The organism is Acinetobacter sp. ANC 3929, assembly GCF_000369405.1.
GTDB lineage: Bacteria > Pseudomonadota > Gammaproteobacteria > Pseudomonadales > Moraxellaceae > Acinetobacter.
The window spans coordinates 218,470-236,544 of sequence record NZ_KB850002.1 but is presented as its reverse complement, the minus strand read 5'-3'; the positions used below and the strand labels follow the sequence as shown (position 1 = coordinate 236,544).

Genomic DNA, 18,075 nt, shown 5'->3' with positions numbered 1-18,075 from the left:
CATTCCGTATCAAGACTTCCAGATGGATCGACTTCAATGCTTAATGACAGTGAAAGTCACCATCCAATGCACCGCTCACCCGCCAGTGAAGCGTACAGGAAACTTTGATTATGTCGGATCTAGTGATATTTCACAGATGTAAGACATACATGAAATATCAACGGATTCAAGATTGAAGCAGTATTGCTGACATCGAAGTAACCGTATCAAAACCCCCGCTGGATATTTACAGTCAGTGGTTTCAGAGCAGCCTACACAACGTTGCTTCTGAGTCTTGATCGCGCCAATTTGATGTCTGCTCAAAAATATTGAGCTGGTTGTTTGTGTGCATCACTATTAGGTGTCACACCCATGAAACGTATGTTGATTAATGCAACCCACGCAGAAGAAGTTCGCGTTGCACTTATCACTGGTAATCGTCTTTACGATTTCGACTTAGAGAATCGTACACGCGAACAAAAAAAATCAAATATCTATAAAGGTCATGTCACTCGCGTTGAACCGTCTTTAGAAGCGGTTTTCGTTGAGTATGGCGCGCAGCGTCAAGGCTTTTTGTCAATGCGAGAAATTGCAAACTCGTACTTCAAAGCTGACCCCCGTCAAACCTCAAATATTCGTGAACTCATCACTGAAGGCACTGAATTACTGGTTCAAGTTGAAAAAGAAGAGCGCGGCAATAAAGGTGCTGCCCTGTCTACTTTTATCTCGCTTGCAGGTCGTTATTTGGTACTCATGCCAAACAATCCGAAAGGTGGTGGTATTAGCCGTCAGATTTCTGGTTCAGTTCGTGAAGAGCTGAAAGAAATTTTAGCGTCTTTAAATCTACCACGTGGCATGAGCGTCATCGTTCGTACCGCCGGTATTGGTCGCACCCAAGAAGAGTTACAACTCGACTTACAACATTTGCTCGATCTCTGGGCACAAATTCAAGGTTCAGCAAGTTCTGGCCCATCACCAATGCTGGTTCATCAAGAAGCGGGTGTCGTCACCCGTGCGATTCGCGATTATTTACGTGATGATGTTGCTGAAATCCTGATTGATAGTGAGCAAGCCTACAACGAAGCTTATAACTTCGTAAAAGCAGTGATGCCACGTCAGCTCGACAAATTAAAAACCTATACCTTGAACGAGCCTTTATTTGCTCACTTCGGTATCGAAAGCCAAATCCAGACTGCGTATGAGCGTGAAGTCAAACTTCCTTCTGGTGGTTCAATCGTGATTGACCAAACCGAAGCATTGGTATCGATTGATATCAACTCGGCAAAATCAACACGTGGCCATGATGTTGAGGAAACTGCGCTCAACACCAACTTAGAAGCTGCCGAAGAAATTGCACGTCAACTACGTTTACGAGATATCGGCGGCTTAGTCGTGATCGATTTCATCGACATGACCAAAGACCGCAACCAGCGTATGGTTGAAGCGAAATTACGTGAAGCAACGCAAAGCGATCGCGCACGTATCCAGTTCGGTCAGCTTTCACGTTTTGGTCTCATGGAAATGAGCCGTCAACGCTTACGCCCTTCTTTAGAAGAAGCGACTGGCTATGTTTGCCCACGCTGTCATGGCACAGGCATGGTACGCGACTTACGTTCACTGTCACTTTCGATTATGCGTAAAGTGGAAGAAATCGCTTTACGTGAGCGTCAAGGTGAAGTGCAAGTCGAAGTCCCTGTTGAAATTGCAGCATTCTTACTGAATGAAAAGCGTCACAGCCTGGTTTACCTTGAACAAACATCCAATGTTCGTGTGACAGTATTACCTCACCCGCACTTAGAAACACCACACTATCAAATCCAGTTCAATCCAGATGGCTTTGCACCTTCGAGTTATGAACGTACAGAAGCAACCCGTTCAAGCGAAAAAGAACTCGGTTATGAATCTTCTGACTGGCATTTAGAAGATGCTGAACACCATCATGCTGCACCAACACAAAATAATGCAGCACCACAAAAGAAAGCGGCACAACAACAAGCTGCTCAAGCAAAACAGACACAAGCAACCACACAAAAGTCAGCAAGTCCTTGTGCATGGTTAGAGAACTTATTTGTTCAAAAGCAAGCACAAACGACTGACCAAGCACGTTCTGCACAAAATGCAGCGGCGGCCATTGAACAAATGGTGAATAATGGTGCTGTAAGCCGTGGTCAATTTGGTCAGGTGAATGCACCTGCCGTTGCTGAAGTCGCAGCCCCAGCAGCTAACAATGCTTATATTTCGCAAAACCCTGTGAAACAAGAAGCGCGTGAGCAATTTGATAAAGACGAGAAATCAAACCGTCCAAATCAAAACCAGAAGAAGCGTAAGCACAAAGAACAACGTGAGCAACACGCGCATGTACATGAACAACAAGCCCAAGTGCATGAAGAAGTGGTACAGCTTTCACGTCAAGAACAGCGTCATGAGCAACGTGAGCTAAAACGTCAGCAAAAACGTCAGCAACCTCAAGAGCAACAAAACCAGCAACCGCATAACAATGATGCTGCACATGGTAATGAAGCTACACCGTTGCCACGTCGTGACCGTAATCAACAACGCCCAAATCGTCCAAATCGTCATCGCGACCAAAGCGTGTTGAATGAAGCTCCAGCAACAACTGAAGCAGCAGCAAATCCACAACAGGTCAAAGTTGATGTGGTAGATGTACCACGTTCAGCACCAATGAACACGGCATTGATTGTGAACATTGATCAAGGCCAAAGTGAAATTGTGGCACTCAACGCACAACAGGCACCTGCTCCAACGGCTAAAGTTGAAGCTGCTGCTAAGGTTGTGGAAAAAGTTGAAGCTGCAGCTGAGGTTCAAGCAGAAAAGGCAGCTGTTGCTGAACAAGCACCTGCGACTGAAACTGCTCAAACACCTGTAAAACGTGCTGCCAATGACCCACGTTCACGTCGTCGTCAACGTGGTGCACAAGCAGCTCAAAAAGCAGCACCTAAAGTCGTTGTGGCACCATCGCAAATTCCGACTTTGGGTCAATACACGGTCAGCAGTTTGATTCGTCATGTGTATGGTGAGGATTGCACCATTCTGATTGATCAATTTGGCTTAATCACCACGTTTAACCGCGCGCTACAAAAGTTTGCTGAACAATATGCAAGCTCTTTAGTGGTGGAAACATCTGTCCAAGAAGATAAGCGCCCTGTTACGCGTGATGCTGAACTTCCAAGCAAAAAAGTAGTGGAAGAAGCTGAACCAGCGCCAGTATTAGCACTGACACCGCCTGAAGCTGCAGCGATCCGTGTTGCCAATGACCCGCGTGAACGTCGCCGTTTAGCGAAAATGGCTGCGGAACAAGCAAAAGAAGCACATGTTGCTTCAATTGCGACGCCAGCTCCTGTAGAAAACCCTGAATCGAAAGAAGAAGTGAAAGTAACAGAAGAAGTTGCGGCTGTTGTAGAGGAAGCTGTTGTTGCAACACCTGAACAGCAACCTTTGGAACTTGCCAATGCCGAAGTTGCTCCAGCAGAATCTGCACCAGTTGAAACAGTATCAGAACAACAACCTGTTGTTACTGATGAGGTTAAAGCTGCTCCAGAAGCCGTTGTAGAAGTTACTGAGACAGCTCAAGCTGTTGAAAAAACTGAACAAGCGACAACTGCTACAGAAGCAGAACTAGACGATGAAGCAGCGAAAGCTGAAAAAGAAAAGTCGAGCCGCCCTCGTCGTCCACGTGGTCGTCCACCTAAAAAAGCCACAGCTGAGTGAGTAATTTGCTAAATTGCACTCAATAAGGCTAAGCCTAGTCATTTCGATGACTAGGCTTTTTTGTTATTTTGTCAAATTAGGTTGATTGCTCTAGGCACTTACCATTACAAAACAGCATCAACAACAATGGTGTGAATGGTTGTGTTCTAACGGATAGCCATTTCTTGGATTGATCGAAAAATAAACAGGATTGATATGAGCCAAACTACGCAGACCGATATTATTACCCTTGGTGATGTTGCTACTCGACTTCCGAACTTCATTACTAAAGTCCCTCATATCCTCAATGGTCTTAAACAAGCATATTTGCGAACGCCAACATCTCCCGCAGGTTTAGGTATTGCCTTTGAAAAAGCAGTCAAGCGTAACCCTCAAGGCATCGCACTGTTATTTGAAGATCAAAGCTACAGCTATCAAGCACTCAATGAATGGGCAAACCAAATTGCACATTACTATTTGTCACTTGGGGCAAAAAAAGGCGATGTTATTGCTGTGATGGTTGAAAACCGTCCTGAGCTGATTGCCTCTATCGTTGCTTTAGCAAAAATAGGGGTAACCATTGCGCTTGTAAATACCTCTCAAGTGGGTAAGGTACTGGCGCACAGTATTAATTTGGTCAATCCAATTGCGGTGATTGCAGGTGAAGAAGTTCGTGCTGCAATTGATGAAGCACGCCAAGACTTGAAGGTTGCTCAAGATCGTTTCCACTGGTTTGCTGACCAAGAAACCCGTAAAAATGCAGGGACTGCACCACAAGGTTATGTAAATCTTGCCCAGCAAATTGATCAATTCCCAAAATTCAATCCATCGACCACACGTACCGTGACAGGTAAAGATGGTTTGTTCTATATCTATACCTCGGGTACGACAGGCTTACCAAAAGCGGTGATTTTCACCCATAGTCGCTGGACGCTCGCTTATGGCACTTATGGCCACATTCTCAATCTGGGCAAAGATGATGTAATGTACGTGACCCTCCCACTTTACCACGCGACGGGTGTGGTGGTGTGCTGGTGTGGCGTAATCGCAGGCAGTGCAACACTTGCTGTGCGTCGTAAATATTCAACCAGTGCATTCTGGAAAGACGTCCAAAAGTTCAATGCATCTGCGATCGGTTATGTCGGTGAACTGTGTCGTTACCTCATCGATGCACCCGTGACTGAAGAAGATCGTGCACACCGCGTGACCAAAATGATTGGTAATGGCATGCGCCCGAATATTTGGGGCAAGTTCAAAGAACGTTTTGGTGTGGAAGAAGTACTTGAACTTTATGCATCAAGTGAAGGTAATGTAGGTTTCAGCAATATCTTTAACTTTGACAATACCGTTGGTTTCTCACCAACACCATATGCCATCGTTGAATTCGATAAAGAAAAGAATGAGTTGGTACGTGATAAGAAAGGTCACTGCAAAAAAGTAAAAACAGGCGAAGTCGGTTTACTGATTGGTAAGATCACTAGCCGTTCACCATTCGATGGCTATACAGATCCAGAGAAGAACAAATCTGTGATCTTGAAAGATGTGTTTACTCAAGGTGATTCTTATTTCAATACGGGCGACTTGGTTCGTGATATCGGTTTCCGCCATGCACAGTTTGTGGATCGTTTAGGCGACACTTTCCGCTGGAAAGGTGAAAACGTTTCTACAACAGAAGTTGAAAACATGGTCTGCGAATATGAAAAGATCGTAGAGGCTGTGGTATACGGCGTGGAAATTCCAAATACCAATGGTCGCGCAGGTATGGCAGCGATCACCTTGGTCGATGGTGCAGAACTCAATGAAACGGATTTAAGCGACATGGTCAATGTGTTTAAGAAATGCTTGCCTTCTTATGCCATTCCCGTCTTTTTACGTGTTCAAGAGAAAGTTGAAACAACTGGGACATTTAAATACCAGAAGAATAAACTCAAAGAAGACTCGTTTAATCCGAGTAAAACGTCTGAACGTTTACTGGTTTTATTACCAGGCGCAAGTAGCTATAGTGATGTAAACACTGAGATCTTTGATAATATTCAAAGCTATCAATACCGTTTCTAGTTTATTTTTTAGCTAAAAAAGAGGAAATCGTGCTTTTTATAAACAATCATGCACATGTTTTTGAATTTCCTCTTGTGTTAGCTGAATAAGTTGCTAGAATACGCAACATCAAAACGAAGACGCATTTAAAACAAATTAGTTTTTCTTGCGAAGCTTGTTGAAATACTTGCTTAGGGTCGTTAGCTCAGCTGGTAGAGCAGCGGACTTTTAATCCGTTGGTCCCGCGTTCGAATCGCGGACGACCCACCATCTAATGTTTTGATACTCCTGAAAAGGATTGATAACCGAAAGTTATCAAGATTTGTAAGACTACGTGATTTGCTTGTCTTGCAATAATTTTAGAGTGTTACTCTAAAATTCTTTCAGGGTCGTTAGCTCAGCTGGTAGAGCAGCGGACTTTTAATCCGTTGGTCCCGCGTTCGAATCGCGGACGACCCACCAAATTCTAAAAAGCCTCATCATTGATGAGGCTTTTTTATTTTCTACTCAATTTCTTTCTAAAAGATGACAACAGTATTTATAAATGAGTTCAAGCATTCTTGCTCAAACTCATCATATGCTTACATTATAAAAATTCTTCCAACACCGAATTTAAAAAAATATGCCCCTGCTCGGTACAGGCAATTCGATTTGTATCTGCAATCAATAATTTTTTCTCACGCAACTGGGTGAGCGTTTGATTTAACGCATTCAATTCAAGTCCAGTACGCTGTGTATAAGTTTCCGCAGCAACACCTTCATTTAAACGCAATGCATTCATCATAAATTCAAAAGGCAACTCCTCTGCTTCGATACGCTTCATTTGCACATGTTCAGCAGGCACTTTAGCTAAATAATCTTTCGGTAATCGGGTCTTCTGAAAACGATAGACGCCATCTGCACGAGTGACCTTACCATGTGCACCTGCACCAATTGCCAAATAATCACCAAACTGCCAATAATTCAAATTATGCACAGAAGGCTTTTCCTTACGCCATGCTGATACTTCATAATTTACATAGCCGCAGGCTTTTAAATAAGCCTCACCCTGTTCCTGAATATGCTCTAGAACTTCATCTTGTGGTAATACAGGTTGGGTTCTAAAAAAAACGGTATTGGGTTCAATGGTAAGCTGATACCAGCTAATATGCGTCGCACCATGCTCAACTGCCAATCTAAGGTCCTTTAAGGCCTGTTCTTGACTTTGTTGGGGTAAGCCATGCATTAAATCAACATTGACTCTCTCAAAGCCTGCTTGACGGGCTTGCTGAATCGCATCAAGCGCATTATTAACCGAATGGATTCGCCCCAAACGCTGTAAATGCTCTGCATCAAAACTCTGTACCCCAATCGACAACCGATTAATCCCTGCGGCAAGATAATCTGCAAATGGATCATGCTCTACCGTACCAGGATTGGCTTCCAGTGTAATTTCACAATCTTCCACGAAATTAAAACGTGCTTTGAGCTGTTCAAATAACCAGACATATCCTTGTGCAGAAATCAGTGAAGGTGTACCACCACCAATAAACACACTGTGAATTGAACGGCCTTGCGCCATTTCAAGCTGAGTCTCAAAGTCAGCCACCAACGCAGCGAGATATTGCTGTTCCAAATCCATCGACAATTGCCCATCAGGCACAGCATGCGAATTAAAGTCACAATAAGGACATTTACGGACACACCAAGGCATATGAATATACAAGGACAGTGGAATATTTGCTGGATTTAACGGACTCAAAATAAAAGCTCAGTGACAGAACTTGATTATTTTAACATGACTCGACGAGGCTCGGTTGCCGCTTCAACCATACACACGACTTATCATCCCCTGTGTATTCAGTTAGACTGAAAGCATAAAGAACAATTAGACCGATAATATGATGAAAATTTCCAGCCAATTGCTACTTATCCTTCCACTGGCTTTAGGAATCGGAATTGCAATGGCTTTCCAAACCGCGATCAACGCGCAACTCAGAGAGAATCTCAATTCCCCACTACAAGCTGCCCTGCTTTCCTTTTTGATTGGTACGCTTATTTTGGCATGTCTGGTTTATTTTCAAGGCGCAACAAAACCCAGTTTAAGTGAACTTTCACAAATTCCATGGTTTCTTTGGTTAGGTGGCTGTCTTGGGGTTTATGCAATCAGTATGAGCATTTATACTGCACCTAAACTCGGATTTTTAACTTTCTCTGGTTTGGTTATTTTCGGACAATTGGTGATTTCGATGTTCATCGATCACTTTGGCTGGTTAGGTACAGACAAAACACCCATTAACTGGCAACGCCTACTGGGTAGTATTGTGATTTTTATTGGTGTGTTACTAACACTACAACGCTAATTCTCCCTCATTTTAATAAGAGTAATTTTTGTGTCCCATGCCACAACCAAGCGATTTGAACTTAAACAACTCTTTCATTTGATGTTTCCGATCCTGATCACACAGTTTGCCCAAGCTGGATTAGGTTTAATCGATACCATTATGGCAGGTCATCTTTCGGCTACCGATCTGGCAGCCATTGCAGTCGGTGTAGGCTTATGGATTCCGATCATGCTGTTATTTGCAGGAATCATGCTGGCTACCACGCCATTGGTGGCTGAAGCGCGTGGCGCCAAAACACCTGAAAAAATTCCAACCATTGCCCGCCAGTCTTTATGGGTTGCCGTGATTCTCGGTATTGTTGCAATGCTAATTCTACATTGTATGCCAATGTTTTTACCGCTATTTGGCGTGCCTGAAAGCTTAATACCGAAAGCAAGCCTGTTCTTACATGCAATTGGTTTTGGTATGCCTGCAGTAATGATGTATGCAGCCTTGCGCAGTTATTCTGAGGCATTAGGACATCCACGCCCAGTGACGGCGATTAGCTTGATTGCCTTGCTGGTGCTGATTCCGCTGAACTTTATATTTATGTATGGCTTTGGGCCAATCCCTGCTTTAGGTAGTGCTGGATGTGGTTTTGCAACGGCAATTTTACAATGGTTAATGTTTATCACCCTTGCCATTTATATTTCAAAAGCGAAAGCCTATAAACAAGCCCCTATTTTCACAAAATGGGAAAAAATCGATCCAATTTGGGTAAAGCGCATTCTAAAGCTTGGCCTACCAATTGGCTTAGCAGTTTTTTTTGAAGTCAGCATTTTCAGTACAGGTGCGATTGTACTCAGTCCTTTAGGTGAAAATGCGATTGCGGCGCATCAAATTGCGATCTCAGTCACCTCACAGCTATTTATGATTCCTCTGTCCTTAGCGATTGCATTGACCATTCGTGTTGGGATGTATTACGGTGAACAAAACTGGCACGCGATGCGTCAGGTTCAGACGGTAGGGTTGATTAGTGCAACGGTTTTTGCGGCTTGTACCATGACGCTAATTGCGCTTGCACGTCCTTATATTGTGGCGATTTATACCACTGATCTGGATGTCATCCCTGTTGCAATGTATTTACTTTGGTTCGCGATGGCTTATCAGTTGATGGATGCTTGGCAAGTCGGTGCCGCAGGTTGCTTACGTGGCATGCAAGATACCCAAGCACCCATGTGGATTACCTTAATGGCCTATTGGATTATTGCGTTCCCGATTGGTTTATATCTTGCCCGTTATACCACTTGGGGAGTCGCTGGCGTTTGGCTCGGCCTGATTATCGGCTTAAGTATTGCCTGTGTTTTACTGATTGGTCGTTTATATTTCAACAATAAACGCTTGATGCAAATGACAAATCCAAAACTGTAAGCAACTTGCTCTGATGAGGCGGCATGAATGCCGCCACGCTTATACTTCACGTACGATCAATTTTAATCGGTCAAAAATAAAATAAATACCAATATAGCTTACATTCAATGACCTTCATCAAAATTGAATCATGCAATTTTTTGATTATTCCATGCTTACATCACTTAACATTTTGTTATAGGCAATTTAAGTTTTGTCGCCTATGATCAAGGTATCACTTTGAAACTAGATCGATCGAGGTCAAGCGCATATGGCAAAGCATGCAAGCTCTCCCAGTAGACGTTTTTTGAAACTGGCTGGCATGACCGCAAGTATTGCCAGTAAAAGTGTTGCCAATTCCATTCGAAATCTCACAGCAGACGAAGAACAAAAAAATGCTGCGCGTAGCAAACTGTTTCAGGACATCGGTTTGCAGATTGCAGACACCTTGGGGGAAATGAAAGGTGCAGTCATGAAAGTTGGGCAAATCGCCTCACAATATAAAGATATTTTCCCACCAGAAGTGGCGAAAGCAATTGCAAAATTACAGCGTCAAGCACCAGCCATGCCCTTTTCAGCCATTCAGCAACAAGTTGAAAAAGAGCTGGGTAAACCGTTAAACCAGATTTTTAGCTCTTTTGAAACAGAGCCTTTTGCTGCCGCCTCAATTGGACAAGTACATCGTGCAGTGCTGCCAGATGGTCAGGCTGTGGTGGTGAAAGTGCAATATCCTGGGGTCGATCAAGCCTGTGAAAGTGACTTAAAACAAGTACGTCTTGCCTTACGCTTAATGGGTGTTTTAAAGATTGATAAAAAATTGCAAGATCAACTGTTTCAGGAAATCCAAGACAGTCTCTCTGCCGAATTAAACTATGAAATCGAAGCACAAAATCTAGAAGTCTTTAAAACCTTCCATGAAAAGCTCGATGATCAAATTATTATCCCCACCGTATATAAAGACTATTCTTCTCGTCGGGTACTAACTCTCAGTCTTGAACAAGGTGAGTCGATTGAAACAGCAAGTACATGGTCGGTTGAAACACGAAATCAAATCGGACGTCGCCTGATTCGTGCCTTAGGGCAGGAAATGTTTTTCTTGAAGCGATTCCATTGTGACCCACATCCAGGCAACTTTGCATTCCGTGAAGATGGCAGCGTGATTATTTATGACTATGGCAGTGTAAAAACCTTATCACCTGAAATCATTCAGCACTTTAAAGCATTGGTGAATGCAGCACGACAAGAAGATATTGCTCAAGTTGAAGATTTACTGGTGGAACTGCATTCGATTGCCGAAAAGCAGAAATTTCCAAGTGAGCTGTATACGCAATGGATTGAAATTCTGTTGCGTCCTCTAAGTACACATTATGATTTTGCCGAAAACTCATCTCATCATGATGGTGTACGTCTGGTCAAACAATCATTGAAATACTGGGATGTGTTTAAACCCTCTCCTGACACGCTCATGGTCAATCGGACCATTTCTGGGCATTACTGGAATCTTATTCACCTCAAGGTGCATGACAATCTCAATGACTTGTTTGAAGAATTAGTGCCAAACTAATACATAAAAATGCCAATCATCTGATTGGCATTTTTATTTCAATCACAATCAATGGTTTAATCAATCAATGGGCTTATACAAAGCGCCATTTTCCATACTTGCTGACCATTATTTACAAATAAGCGCCAGCAAAACTTGAAATAAACAAGATTGACGGCATATATTGTTATGTTATAACATTTCTACAAACAATAGGAGTCATTCAAAATGCGTAAAGGTATTCATCCGACCTATCAACAAGTGCTGTTTCACGATACCAATGCGGATACTTACTTCTTAATTGGCAGTACCCTGCAAAGTAAACAAACTCGTGAGTATCAAGGTAAAGTTTATCCTTACGTGACCCTTGATATTTCAAGTGCATCGCATCCGTTTTATACCGGTGAAGTACGTCAGGCAAGTAATGAAGGACGTGTCGCAAGCTTTAACAAACGCTTTGCACGTTTTAACCGCAATAGTTAATCTTCAGTTAAGTTTCACACACTAGGCTGTAAACATTAGAAGTCTAAGGTTATCTCTCCTCCACTTAGACTTCTTTTTTTATATCTAAATTCCTTAAGCTAGGAATCTGTCGCTACTCGCCCAACGACACCAAATTCAATCGGTGTTTTGACATAAAACAAAGAGATTTCTTTGTCATTCAGATAATTCATTAATTCTGTTGCCTGCTCATCGGTCACTGCAAACTGAATCTGCACAGGTCGATCCGCCAATTCAAAGAAACTGGCGGAATGAAATAAACCATGATGATCAACGCCTCCCAGTCCAGCAAGCACCGTTGCGCCACGCAAATTCATTTGTTTTGCGACAGCCAATAGCCATTCGCTGATCGGCTGACCCTGATAGTTACGATTCTGGGCAGTATAAAACGTAATTAAAAATCCATTCATTACAACTACTCCTCAACTATGCTGCACTGAGCCATTGATGCAGACTCATTCCCAACATAGTAAACAGCAACGACCCCAACACATGAATCAAAATTGCTGCACAGGCATAACCCAACTTACCGCTTTGTAATAAGGCAAGAATCTCGGCAGAAAAGGTCGAAAATGTTGTGAGTGCCCCACAAAAGCCTGTAATCACAAACAGTTTATAATTAGGACTCAGTGAACTTTGAGAAAAATAAGAAATTGCAAAACCAATAATAAAGCCACCGACAAAATTAACCGTGACTGTCCCCAAAGGAATATTGGGGAAAATCGGATTCAGCTTTAGACCTAAGAACCAACGCAACCATGCACCTAATACCGAACCAAGTGCAATTGAAAGTAATGGATAGTACATAGTTTACTCCAAAGACAAGATTGGAGTAGAAGCGACAATAGACATAGAATTATAAATATTGTTCTGAAGATTTTTCATGGGCGAACTCCAAACATGAGAACAGAGCACGCACGAACCTACGCCCCCTGTTCAGGGTAACGTAGGCATCATTAGCCATTATGGCGGTTTGTGACAGGAGGAATGCCATCTCCTTTGTTCTAAAATAACATATTTTTTAATCAACTCAACCCATGTTTTCAACTCGAGTTGAACTGTGTATAAACATAAAGTTATCCACAATTTAGTTCGATGTAGACAAAATCTTTTCCCCAACCACATAGAAGTCTAAGGCAGGTACAACAAAAGCAAAGGCTTCTGCGGTGTCATCTAAGCCAAATTGTTGCAATAATTGCGGAGCTTGCAAGGTACGAATCTTGGTGGCCTGAATCTGCTGAAACTGAAACGGCATTTTGATATCGCCTTGCGACATTCGTGCAGGTTGATCGCCCCATTCTGCCCATGCATGATCTTGGTCTACCAAAAATCGAACAGCTTCCTCCCATGACGGAAATAGCATTTGCCACTTGGTCGGTAATTGTTTCTCTTCCGTGATGTGTACATCACTGATTAAGCAATAATCCTCATCCACTTTAAGTTCAGTATGAATACTCAGCCTTTGCTCATCGAATTGATGTTCAAACAACGAAGCATATTGTGCTGGCATCACATCACTGGCAAGGCGACCACCGATCACATAGAGTGCTTGATCAACAATGACCTGCTCAAAAATCACAGTCTTTGGCTGCGACTCATCCAGATAAAAACGCCAGTTACTTTGCCGAGGTGAAGGCATTAACTTGCGTAGCCAACCGAAAAACTTAAATCCAAAATGATGATGTTGATAGGTTAAAATCGTAAAAATAGTTTTGCCATTTTTTTCCCAGAGCGGTACAGATTGCGGATAGTGCTGACGTACTAGTTCAACATCCACCAGCCACGACAAATACACAATATTGCTGACGCGGCTCTGCAAAGGCATAAACGGCAATATTCGCATCATCAAACGGCGCAATTGTAATAACAATCGGCAACTTAAAATGGGTGCTAGAAATCGAAATAAAGGTTTGGATGGTGGTAATTTAAAATGATGTCGATTCATTATTATTCAATACTTTCATAACCGCTCTGAGCATAAACTGCCAACACTATAACGTCTAGTTCAGAGATCGATCGACTTCTCTTCTACATTTTCAATGTTATGATGCTGCCATTGATTTTATAACCATGGAATTTTAGAAATGGCTCAAAGCTTATTGGCACAACTTAAAGATGGCTCAGCAAAATTTGCAGATGTATTGGCTTTTATCGAAGCACGTTACCAACATACACCAACAGCATTCCAAAATGGTGCGCAATTCAATGCTGCGACTGAAAATCAAGGCAGTGCAAAAGTACTGAGCTTTGCTAAAATTGAAGATTTAAATCAAGCGGATACATTAAGTTTATTTGCAGAACACTATGCGTCTGTGTTGGCCACGCCTGAAGCAACAGACCACCAGAATATTCGTCAGTTTATGCAGAATGGCTGGGATGGAGTAAAATTTGAAGGTGAAGCTTTAACTGCAAAATAAGAAAAAAAGGAGGTATTTAACCTCCTTTTCCCTTCTTTTATTCAATAGAAAGTTATTTTTATTCTGTCATTTTAAGCATTAAAACCACCATCTACATCAATGGCTGCACCAGTAATATAGCGTCCACTTTCCCCCACCAAATGAAGTACCGTTGCGGCGATGTCCTCGCGATGCCCATAAGCGGATAATGCTAAAGTAGCTCGAACTGCATCTGCATGAGCGCCATCAGCAGGATTCATATCGGTATCGGTTGGTCCTGGCTGAACTAGATTGACTGTAATCCCACGCTTGCCTAAATCTCGTGCTACGCCCTTGGTCAAGCCCACTAAAGCTGCTTTGCTGGCTGCATATAAACTAATACCTTCACGACCAACCCTTGAAGCAAGACAGCTCCCAATCGAGACAATACGCCCACCATCAGGTAAATATTTGCTTGCCTGCATCGTCGCTGCAAACACTGCACGTAAATTGACGGACATGGTCTGGTCATAATCATCAAGTGTGAGCTGATCAATATGTCCGGTCAGAAAATTACCCGCGTTATTGACCAGAATATCCAATCGTCCAAGTCTGCTCACAGTTGTATCCACCGCAGCGATAACCTGTGTTGCATCAATGGCATCCGCTGCAATTACTTCGGCACGTTGACCTAATGCCTGAATCTGCTCTGCAACTGCCTGTGCCTGCTCCTTTGATCGACTGTAAGTGATCGCCACATCTGCGCCCTGTGCAGCTAACAGCCGAGCAATAGCAGCACCGATACCGCGACTTCCACCTGTAACCAGTGCAACTTTTCCTGTGAGTGTCTTATTCATTATGAAAATTCCTGTTTTAGGATGAAACGGGGATCCAGCGGTCTACAAGCTCATCTCTATTCATCCACAAGCACCGAAAGCAACAATGAGATTGAAAGACCTAATTCTCCACCAATATATGTATCGATCGATATAAATGTAAGCCTCTGCACAAACCTTGTCAACGACTTTTGTATCGACTAGTATATATATCAATAAAAGAGGAGTTCCAAATGGCGCAAATGGGCCGCCCACGTACCTTTGATCGTGATGAAGCCATCCAACAGGCAATGATCCTGTTTTGGGAATATGGTTATGATTCGACGTCCTTGTCACTACTTAAATCAAACATTGGAGGCGGCATTACTGCACCGAGCTTCTATGCGGCCTTTGGCTCAAAGGAAGCACTATTCCACGAAGTGGTCGAGCATTACCTTGACACACATGGTCAAGTCATTTCCAGTCTTTGGGATGAAAACCTTAGACCACGAGAAGCCATCGAACTCGCATTACGCCGCTCTGCAAAGATGCAAACTGAGCTTAATCACCCGAAAGGATGTCTCTTGGTATTGTCCGCAGGTGCCTGCTCCCCCGAAAATGAACGTATTCAAAAATTTCTCAGCAAGCAACGTGCAAAAACTCGCGAAAAGTTCCAACAATGTATACAACGTGCTGTGGATACACTTAACCTTCCAGCCGATACAGTAGTTTGTGCTTATGCTGCCAGCTTGCATAGTTTTCTACTCGGATTATCAATGCAAGCTCGCGATGGCGTGTCGGGTACTGTACTCAATCATGCAGTAACAGAGCTTATGCGTGATTGGGATGCACGTACTGCATCCATAAAATGATGAACGTGGTCTCCGATTTAAACTGCAAAATAATAAAAAAGGAGGTATTTAACCTCCTTTTTTATGCTCATCTGTTGATGAAACGACGGGTCTGGCAAGTGTACGCAAATCTGTCGTTAAACTATAAAAATCGCCCCCCATTTTCCCGACACTATCGAGTTGTTGCTGATCAATCATCTGTCCGTCCCAAAGTTGATCATCGACATAAATCGATTTCACATCCAGCAAAGCCACTGTGCCACCTGATGGAAGCGTACTCAGTTGAAGGACTTCTCTTAACTGACATTCATAGCGAATAGGTGCTTGTTTAACGGATAAAACTGCAACTGAATGGCTTGATTCAGACTCAATCTCGGCAAATTCAAATTCACTTTGCTCTGGGGGCAATAAAGCACAAGATAAATTCATCTTTTCCAGCAATTGTGAATTTACGATATGCACTACGCACTCTTGAGTATCAATCAAATTACGAATGGTGTCTTTATCCTGACCATTTCGTGGGTTGACTTGGGAATACCATAAAATGGGCGGGTTACAGCTGGCGACATTAAAAAATGAATAGGGTGCAATATTTGCCACACCATCCGCAGAGAGCGTGCTAATCCATGCAATCGGTCGCGGTGAAATACCACCGACCAAGAGTCGATAGATATCATTTGGCTCTAAATCAGAGGTCTCAAAAATCATCGTAAAAATAGATCCGATTTAAGGACGTTCAGCATATTGAGGCAAATCATCCGCAATGCAATCCCACTCTGCTTTAGAGGCAGCAAAAATATGCATACTTGGCTTTTGCTGTAATGGTGTATCTAAGGTCCCTATTCTTAAACGATAAAGCTCAGGCTGGGCATCGCGCGAACTGATTAAAGGGGAACCACATTCGCCACAGAACCAGCGATACACGCCTGAAGCAGCAAACTTTTTAACAAGCTCTTCACCTTTTACAATTTTAAAAGCGGTATTGCTAATCGGCGCATTGGTTGCATACGCAGTGCCATTGGCCTTACGGCAACGTTGACAATGACATTGTATAATCTCACCAATTTCGCCATCGATCTCATAATGAATCCCATCACATAAACAACTGCCACGATACACGGGTGAAGCTTGAGACATTGCGAATTCCTTGGATGAATTTTCCACTAAAAATATAGGCTAGATCTCATCACCATGCAAATTACAAATGGTATTTCATCAGAACATTTTGATTTACTCAGACAATCATGCAAAAAAGTGGTTTAGCTAAACGCTTTGATTTAATACTTTTTGGGCCTGTGCATGATCGATATCCTTTTCCCAATGCGCGATTGCAACTGTTGCCACACAATTCCCGATCAAGTTGGTACATGCACGTACAATTCCAATGAACCAATCCACTGACAACAATAAAACCAAACCAATGGTTGGAAGACTCGGAATGACCGATAAAGTTGCCGCCAAAATAACCAATGCTGAGCCAGGAATACCATGTGCACCTTTTGAGGTCACTAAAGAAACCAATAAAATTGCGAGTAGATCATGCATGGATAAATCAATATTGCAGGCTTGCGCAATAAATATGACCCCAAGGGTTAGATAGATAGAAAATCCATCAAGATTAAAAGAATAACCTGTAGGAATAACCAAGCCTACCGTTGAATCCTGAATCCCCAGATTTTTCAACTTTTTCATGATCTGTGGCAATACAGAATCAGATGATGCCGTTCCCAATACGATGGACAGCTCTGCTTTAAAATAATTGAGAAACTTGAATATATTTAATCCTGCAACTTTAAGAATGCCACCTAAAACAATCAGCACAAATAGAAGACAAGTCACATAAAATAATAAGACTAAATAGCCGAGTTGGACCAGCGAATCTATTCCAAATTTTGCGGTGGTATAAGCAACCGAACCCAATACACCAATTGGAGCGAGACGAATAATCAAAGCCATCATTTTAAAAAAGACTTCAGAAAATGCTTCAATTGCCTTGCAAACCAGTTCTGCTAAATGTTTTGGAATCAGTAATAACGCGACACCAAATAAAATCGCAATCAGTAAAACTTGTAAAATATCCCCTCTGGTAAAAGCATCTACAAATGTTTTAGGAATAAGATGGAGTAAAAAATCTGATCCCGAACTGATACTATGTGCACGTTCGGTATAAACATTTAAATCCTTGCCATCTAGCTTCGTGATGTCAATATTCATACCAACACCAGGTTTGAATATATAGGCGATCACAATCCCTAAAATCAGTGCAATACTGGTCACAACTTCAAAATATAGAATTGTTTTTGCGCCAACCTTTCCCATTTTTTTAATGTCATTTGCGCCATACAGCCCAAGCACAACCACACAGAAAACAATAGGCGCAATCAACATCTTGATCAACGCAATAAAGCCATCCCCTAATGGTTTTAAAGCCAAAGAAAAATCGTGAAAGCAGATTCCAATAACAATACCGAAAATTAATGCAAAAACAACTTGAGCAAATAGGCTGGACTTGAACTTTCGCAACATTGAACATTCATCAACAAAAAGATAAAT

The 18,075-nt window shown here is 42.5% G+C and carries 16 protein-coding genes, 2 tRNA genes and 1 riboswitch; of the genes, 10 read left to right on the top strand and 8 right to left on the bottom strand.

All coding sequences use genetic code 11. From position 1 onward, the window contains the following. Nucleotides 1-351 precede the first annotated feature (351 nt). From F909_RS00445 to F909_RS00460, 4 genes are all read left to right on the top strand, one after another. Nucleotides 352-3,708, top strand: a complete 3,357-nt coding sequence (locus F909_RS00445) for an Rne/Rng family ribonuclease (protein ID WP_005155048.1) — start codon at nt 352-354, stop codon at nt 3,706-3,708. Between the two features lie 195 nt (nt 3,709-3,903). Then, nucleotides 3,904-5,745, top strand: coding sequence for a long-chain-acyl-CoA synthetase (locus tag F909_RS00450; RefSeq protein WP_005155046.1), 1,842 nt, complete (start codon nt 3,904-3,906; stop codon nt 5,743-5,745). Between the two features lie 173 nt (nt 5,746-5,918). Then, a tRNA-Lys gene (locus tag F909_RS00455) sits at nt 5,919-5,994 on the top strand. 116 nt (nt 5,995-6,110) lie between these two features. After that, nucleotides 6,111-6,186, top strand: a tRNA-Lys gene (locus F909_RS00460). A gap of 124 nt (nt 6,187-6,310) precedes the next feature. Here F909_RS00460 and hemW read toward each other — a convergent pair. Continuing rightward, a complete protein-coding gene (gene hemW / locus F909_RS00465; RefSeq protein WP_005155044.1) occupies nt 6,311-7,465 on the bottom strand; it encodes a radical SAM family heme chaperone HemW in 1,155 nt (384 codons plus the stop codon). 139 nt (nt 7,466-7,604) lie between these two features. On the opposite strand from hemW, the gene F909_RS00470 reads away from it, so the two are divergent. The 4 genes from F909_RS00470 (at nt 7,605) to F909_RS00485 (ending at nt 11,463) form a co-directional block, all read left to right on the top strand. Then, complete coding sequence (locus F909_RS00470; protein ID WP_005155041.1) at nt 7,605-8,066, top strand: DMT family transporter; 462 nt, start codon at nt 7,605-7,607, stop codon at nt 8,064-8,066. Between the two features lie 30 nt (nt 8,067-8,096). Further along, entirely contained in the window at nt 8,097-9,458 is a 1,362-nt protein-coding gene (locus F909_RS00475; protein ID WP_005155038.1) for an MATE family efflux transporter, read from the top strand. A gap of 250 nt (nt 9,459-9,708) precedes the next feature. After that, complete coding sequence (locus F909_RS00480) at nt 9,709-11,001, top strand: ABC1 kinase family protein (protein WP_005155035.1); 1,293 nt, start codon at nt 9,709-9,711, stop codon at nt 10,999-11,001. A 207-nt stretch (nt 11,002-11,208) separates the two neighbouring features. Further along, nucleotides 11,209-11,463: a type B 50S ribosomal protein L31 gene (locus tag F909_RS00485; protein WP_005155032.1), complete on the top strand. Its 255-nt coding sequence runs from the start codon at nt 11,209-11,211 to the stop codon at nt 11,461-11,463. A gap of 98 nt (nt 11,464-11,561) precedes the next feature. On the opposite strand, the gene F909_RS00490 is transcribed toward F909_RS00485, so the two are convergent. From F909_RS00490 to F909_RS00500, 3 genes are all read right to left on the bottom strand, one after another. After that, nucleotides 11,562-11,891 carry a DUF190 domain-containing protein gene (locus F909_RS00490; protein ID WP_005155029.1) on the bottom strand — a complete coding sequence of 110 codons (330 nt, stop codon included), beginning with the start codon at nt 11,889-11,891 and terminating at the stop codon, nt 11,562-11,564. Between the two features lie 16 nt (nt 11,892-11,907). Next, entirely contained in the window at nt 11,908-12,288 is a 381-nt protein-coding gene (gene crcB / locus F909_RS00495; RefSeq protein WP_005155019.1) for a fluoride efflux transporter CrcB, read from the bottom strand. A 133-nt stretch (nt 12,289-12,421) separates the two neighbouring features. After that, a riboswitch (Fluoride riboswitch) is annotated at nt 12,422-12,488 on the bottom strand. An 80-nt stretch (nt 12,489-12,568) separates the two neighbouring features. Beyond that, entirely contained in the window at nt 12,569-13,426 is an 858-nt protein-coding gene (locus F909_RS00500) for a DUF2071 domain-containing protein (RefSeq protein WP_032878351.1), read from the bottom strand. 139 nt (nt 13,427-13,565) lie between these two features. Here F909_RS00500 and F909_RS00505 point away from each other — a divergent pair, with 139 nt between their 5' ends. Next, the gene (locus tag F909_RS00505; protein ID WP_005155009.1) at nt 13,566-13,898 is read left to right on the top strand and encodes a HopJ type III effector protein; all 333 of its coding nucleotides are present in this window, start codon (nt 13,566-13,568) and stop codon (nt 13,896-13,898) included. 71 nt (nt 13,899-13,969) lie between these two features. Here the strand turns inward: F909_RS00505 and F909_RS00510 are convergent, their stop codons facing one another. Continuing rightward, nucleotides 13,970-14,713: an SDR family NAD(P)-dependent oxidoreductase gene (locus tag F909_RS00510; RefSeq protein ID WP_005155008.1), complete on the bottom strand. Its 744-nt coding sequence runs from the start codon at nt 14,711-14,713 to the stop codon at nt 13,970-13,972. A 212-nt stretch (nt 14,714-14,925) separates the two neighbouring features. On the opposite strand from F909_RS00510, the gene F909_RS00515 reads away from it, so the two are divergent. Then, on the top strand, nt 14,926-15,543 hold the full coding sequence (locus F909_RS00515; protein WP_005155007.1) for a TetR/AcrR family transcriptional regulator: 618 nt from the start codon (nt 14,926-14,928) through the stop codon (nt 15,541-15,543). Between the two features lie 48 nt (nt 15,544-15,591). Here F909_RS00515 and F909_RS00520 read toward each other — a convergent pair whose 3' ends face one another. The 3 genes from F909_RS00520 to dctA form a co-directional block, all read right to left on the bottom strand. Then, a complete protein-coding gene (locus F909_RS00520; protein ID WP_005155001.1) occupies nt 15,592-16,230 on the bottom strand; it encodes a flavin reductase family protein in 639 nt (212 codons plus the stop codon). An 18-nt stretch (nt 16,231-16,248) separates the two neighbouring features. Next, on the bottom strand, nt 16,249-16,659 hold the full coding sequence (locus F909_RS00525; protein WP_005154998.1) for a GFA family protein: 411 nt from the start codon (nt 16,657-16,659) through the stop codon (nt 16,249-16,251). Between the two features lie 126 nt (nt 16,660-16,785). After that, nucleotides 16,786-18,048, bottom strand: coding sequence for a C4-dicarboxylate transporter DctA (gene dctA / locus F909_RS00530; RefSeq protein WP_005154997.1), 1,263 nt, complete (start codon nt 18,046-18,048; stop codon nt 16,786-16,788). Nucleotides 18,049-18,075 lie beyond the last annotated feature (27 nt).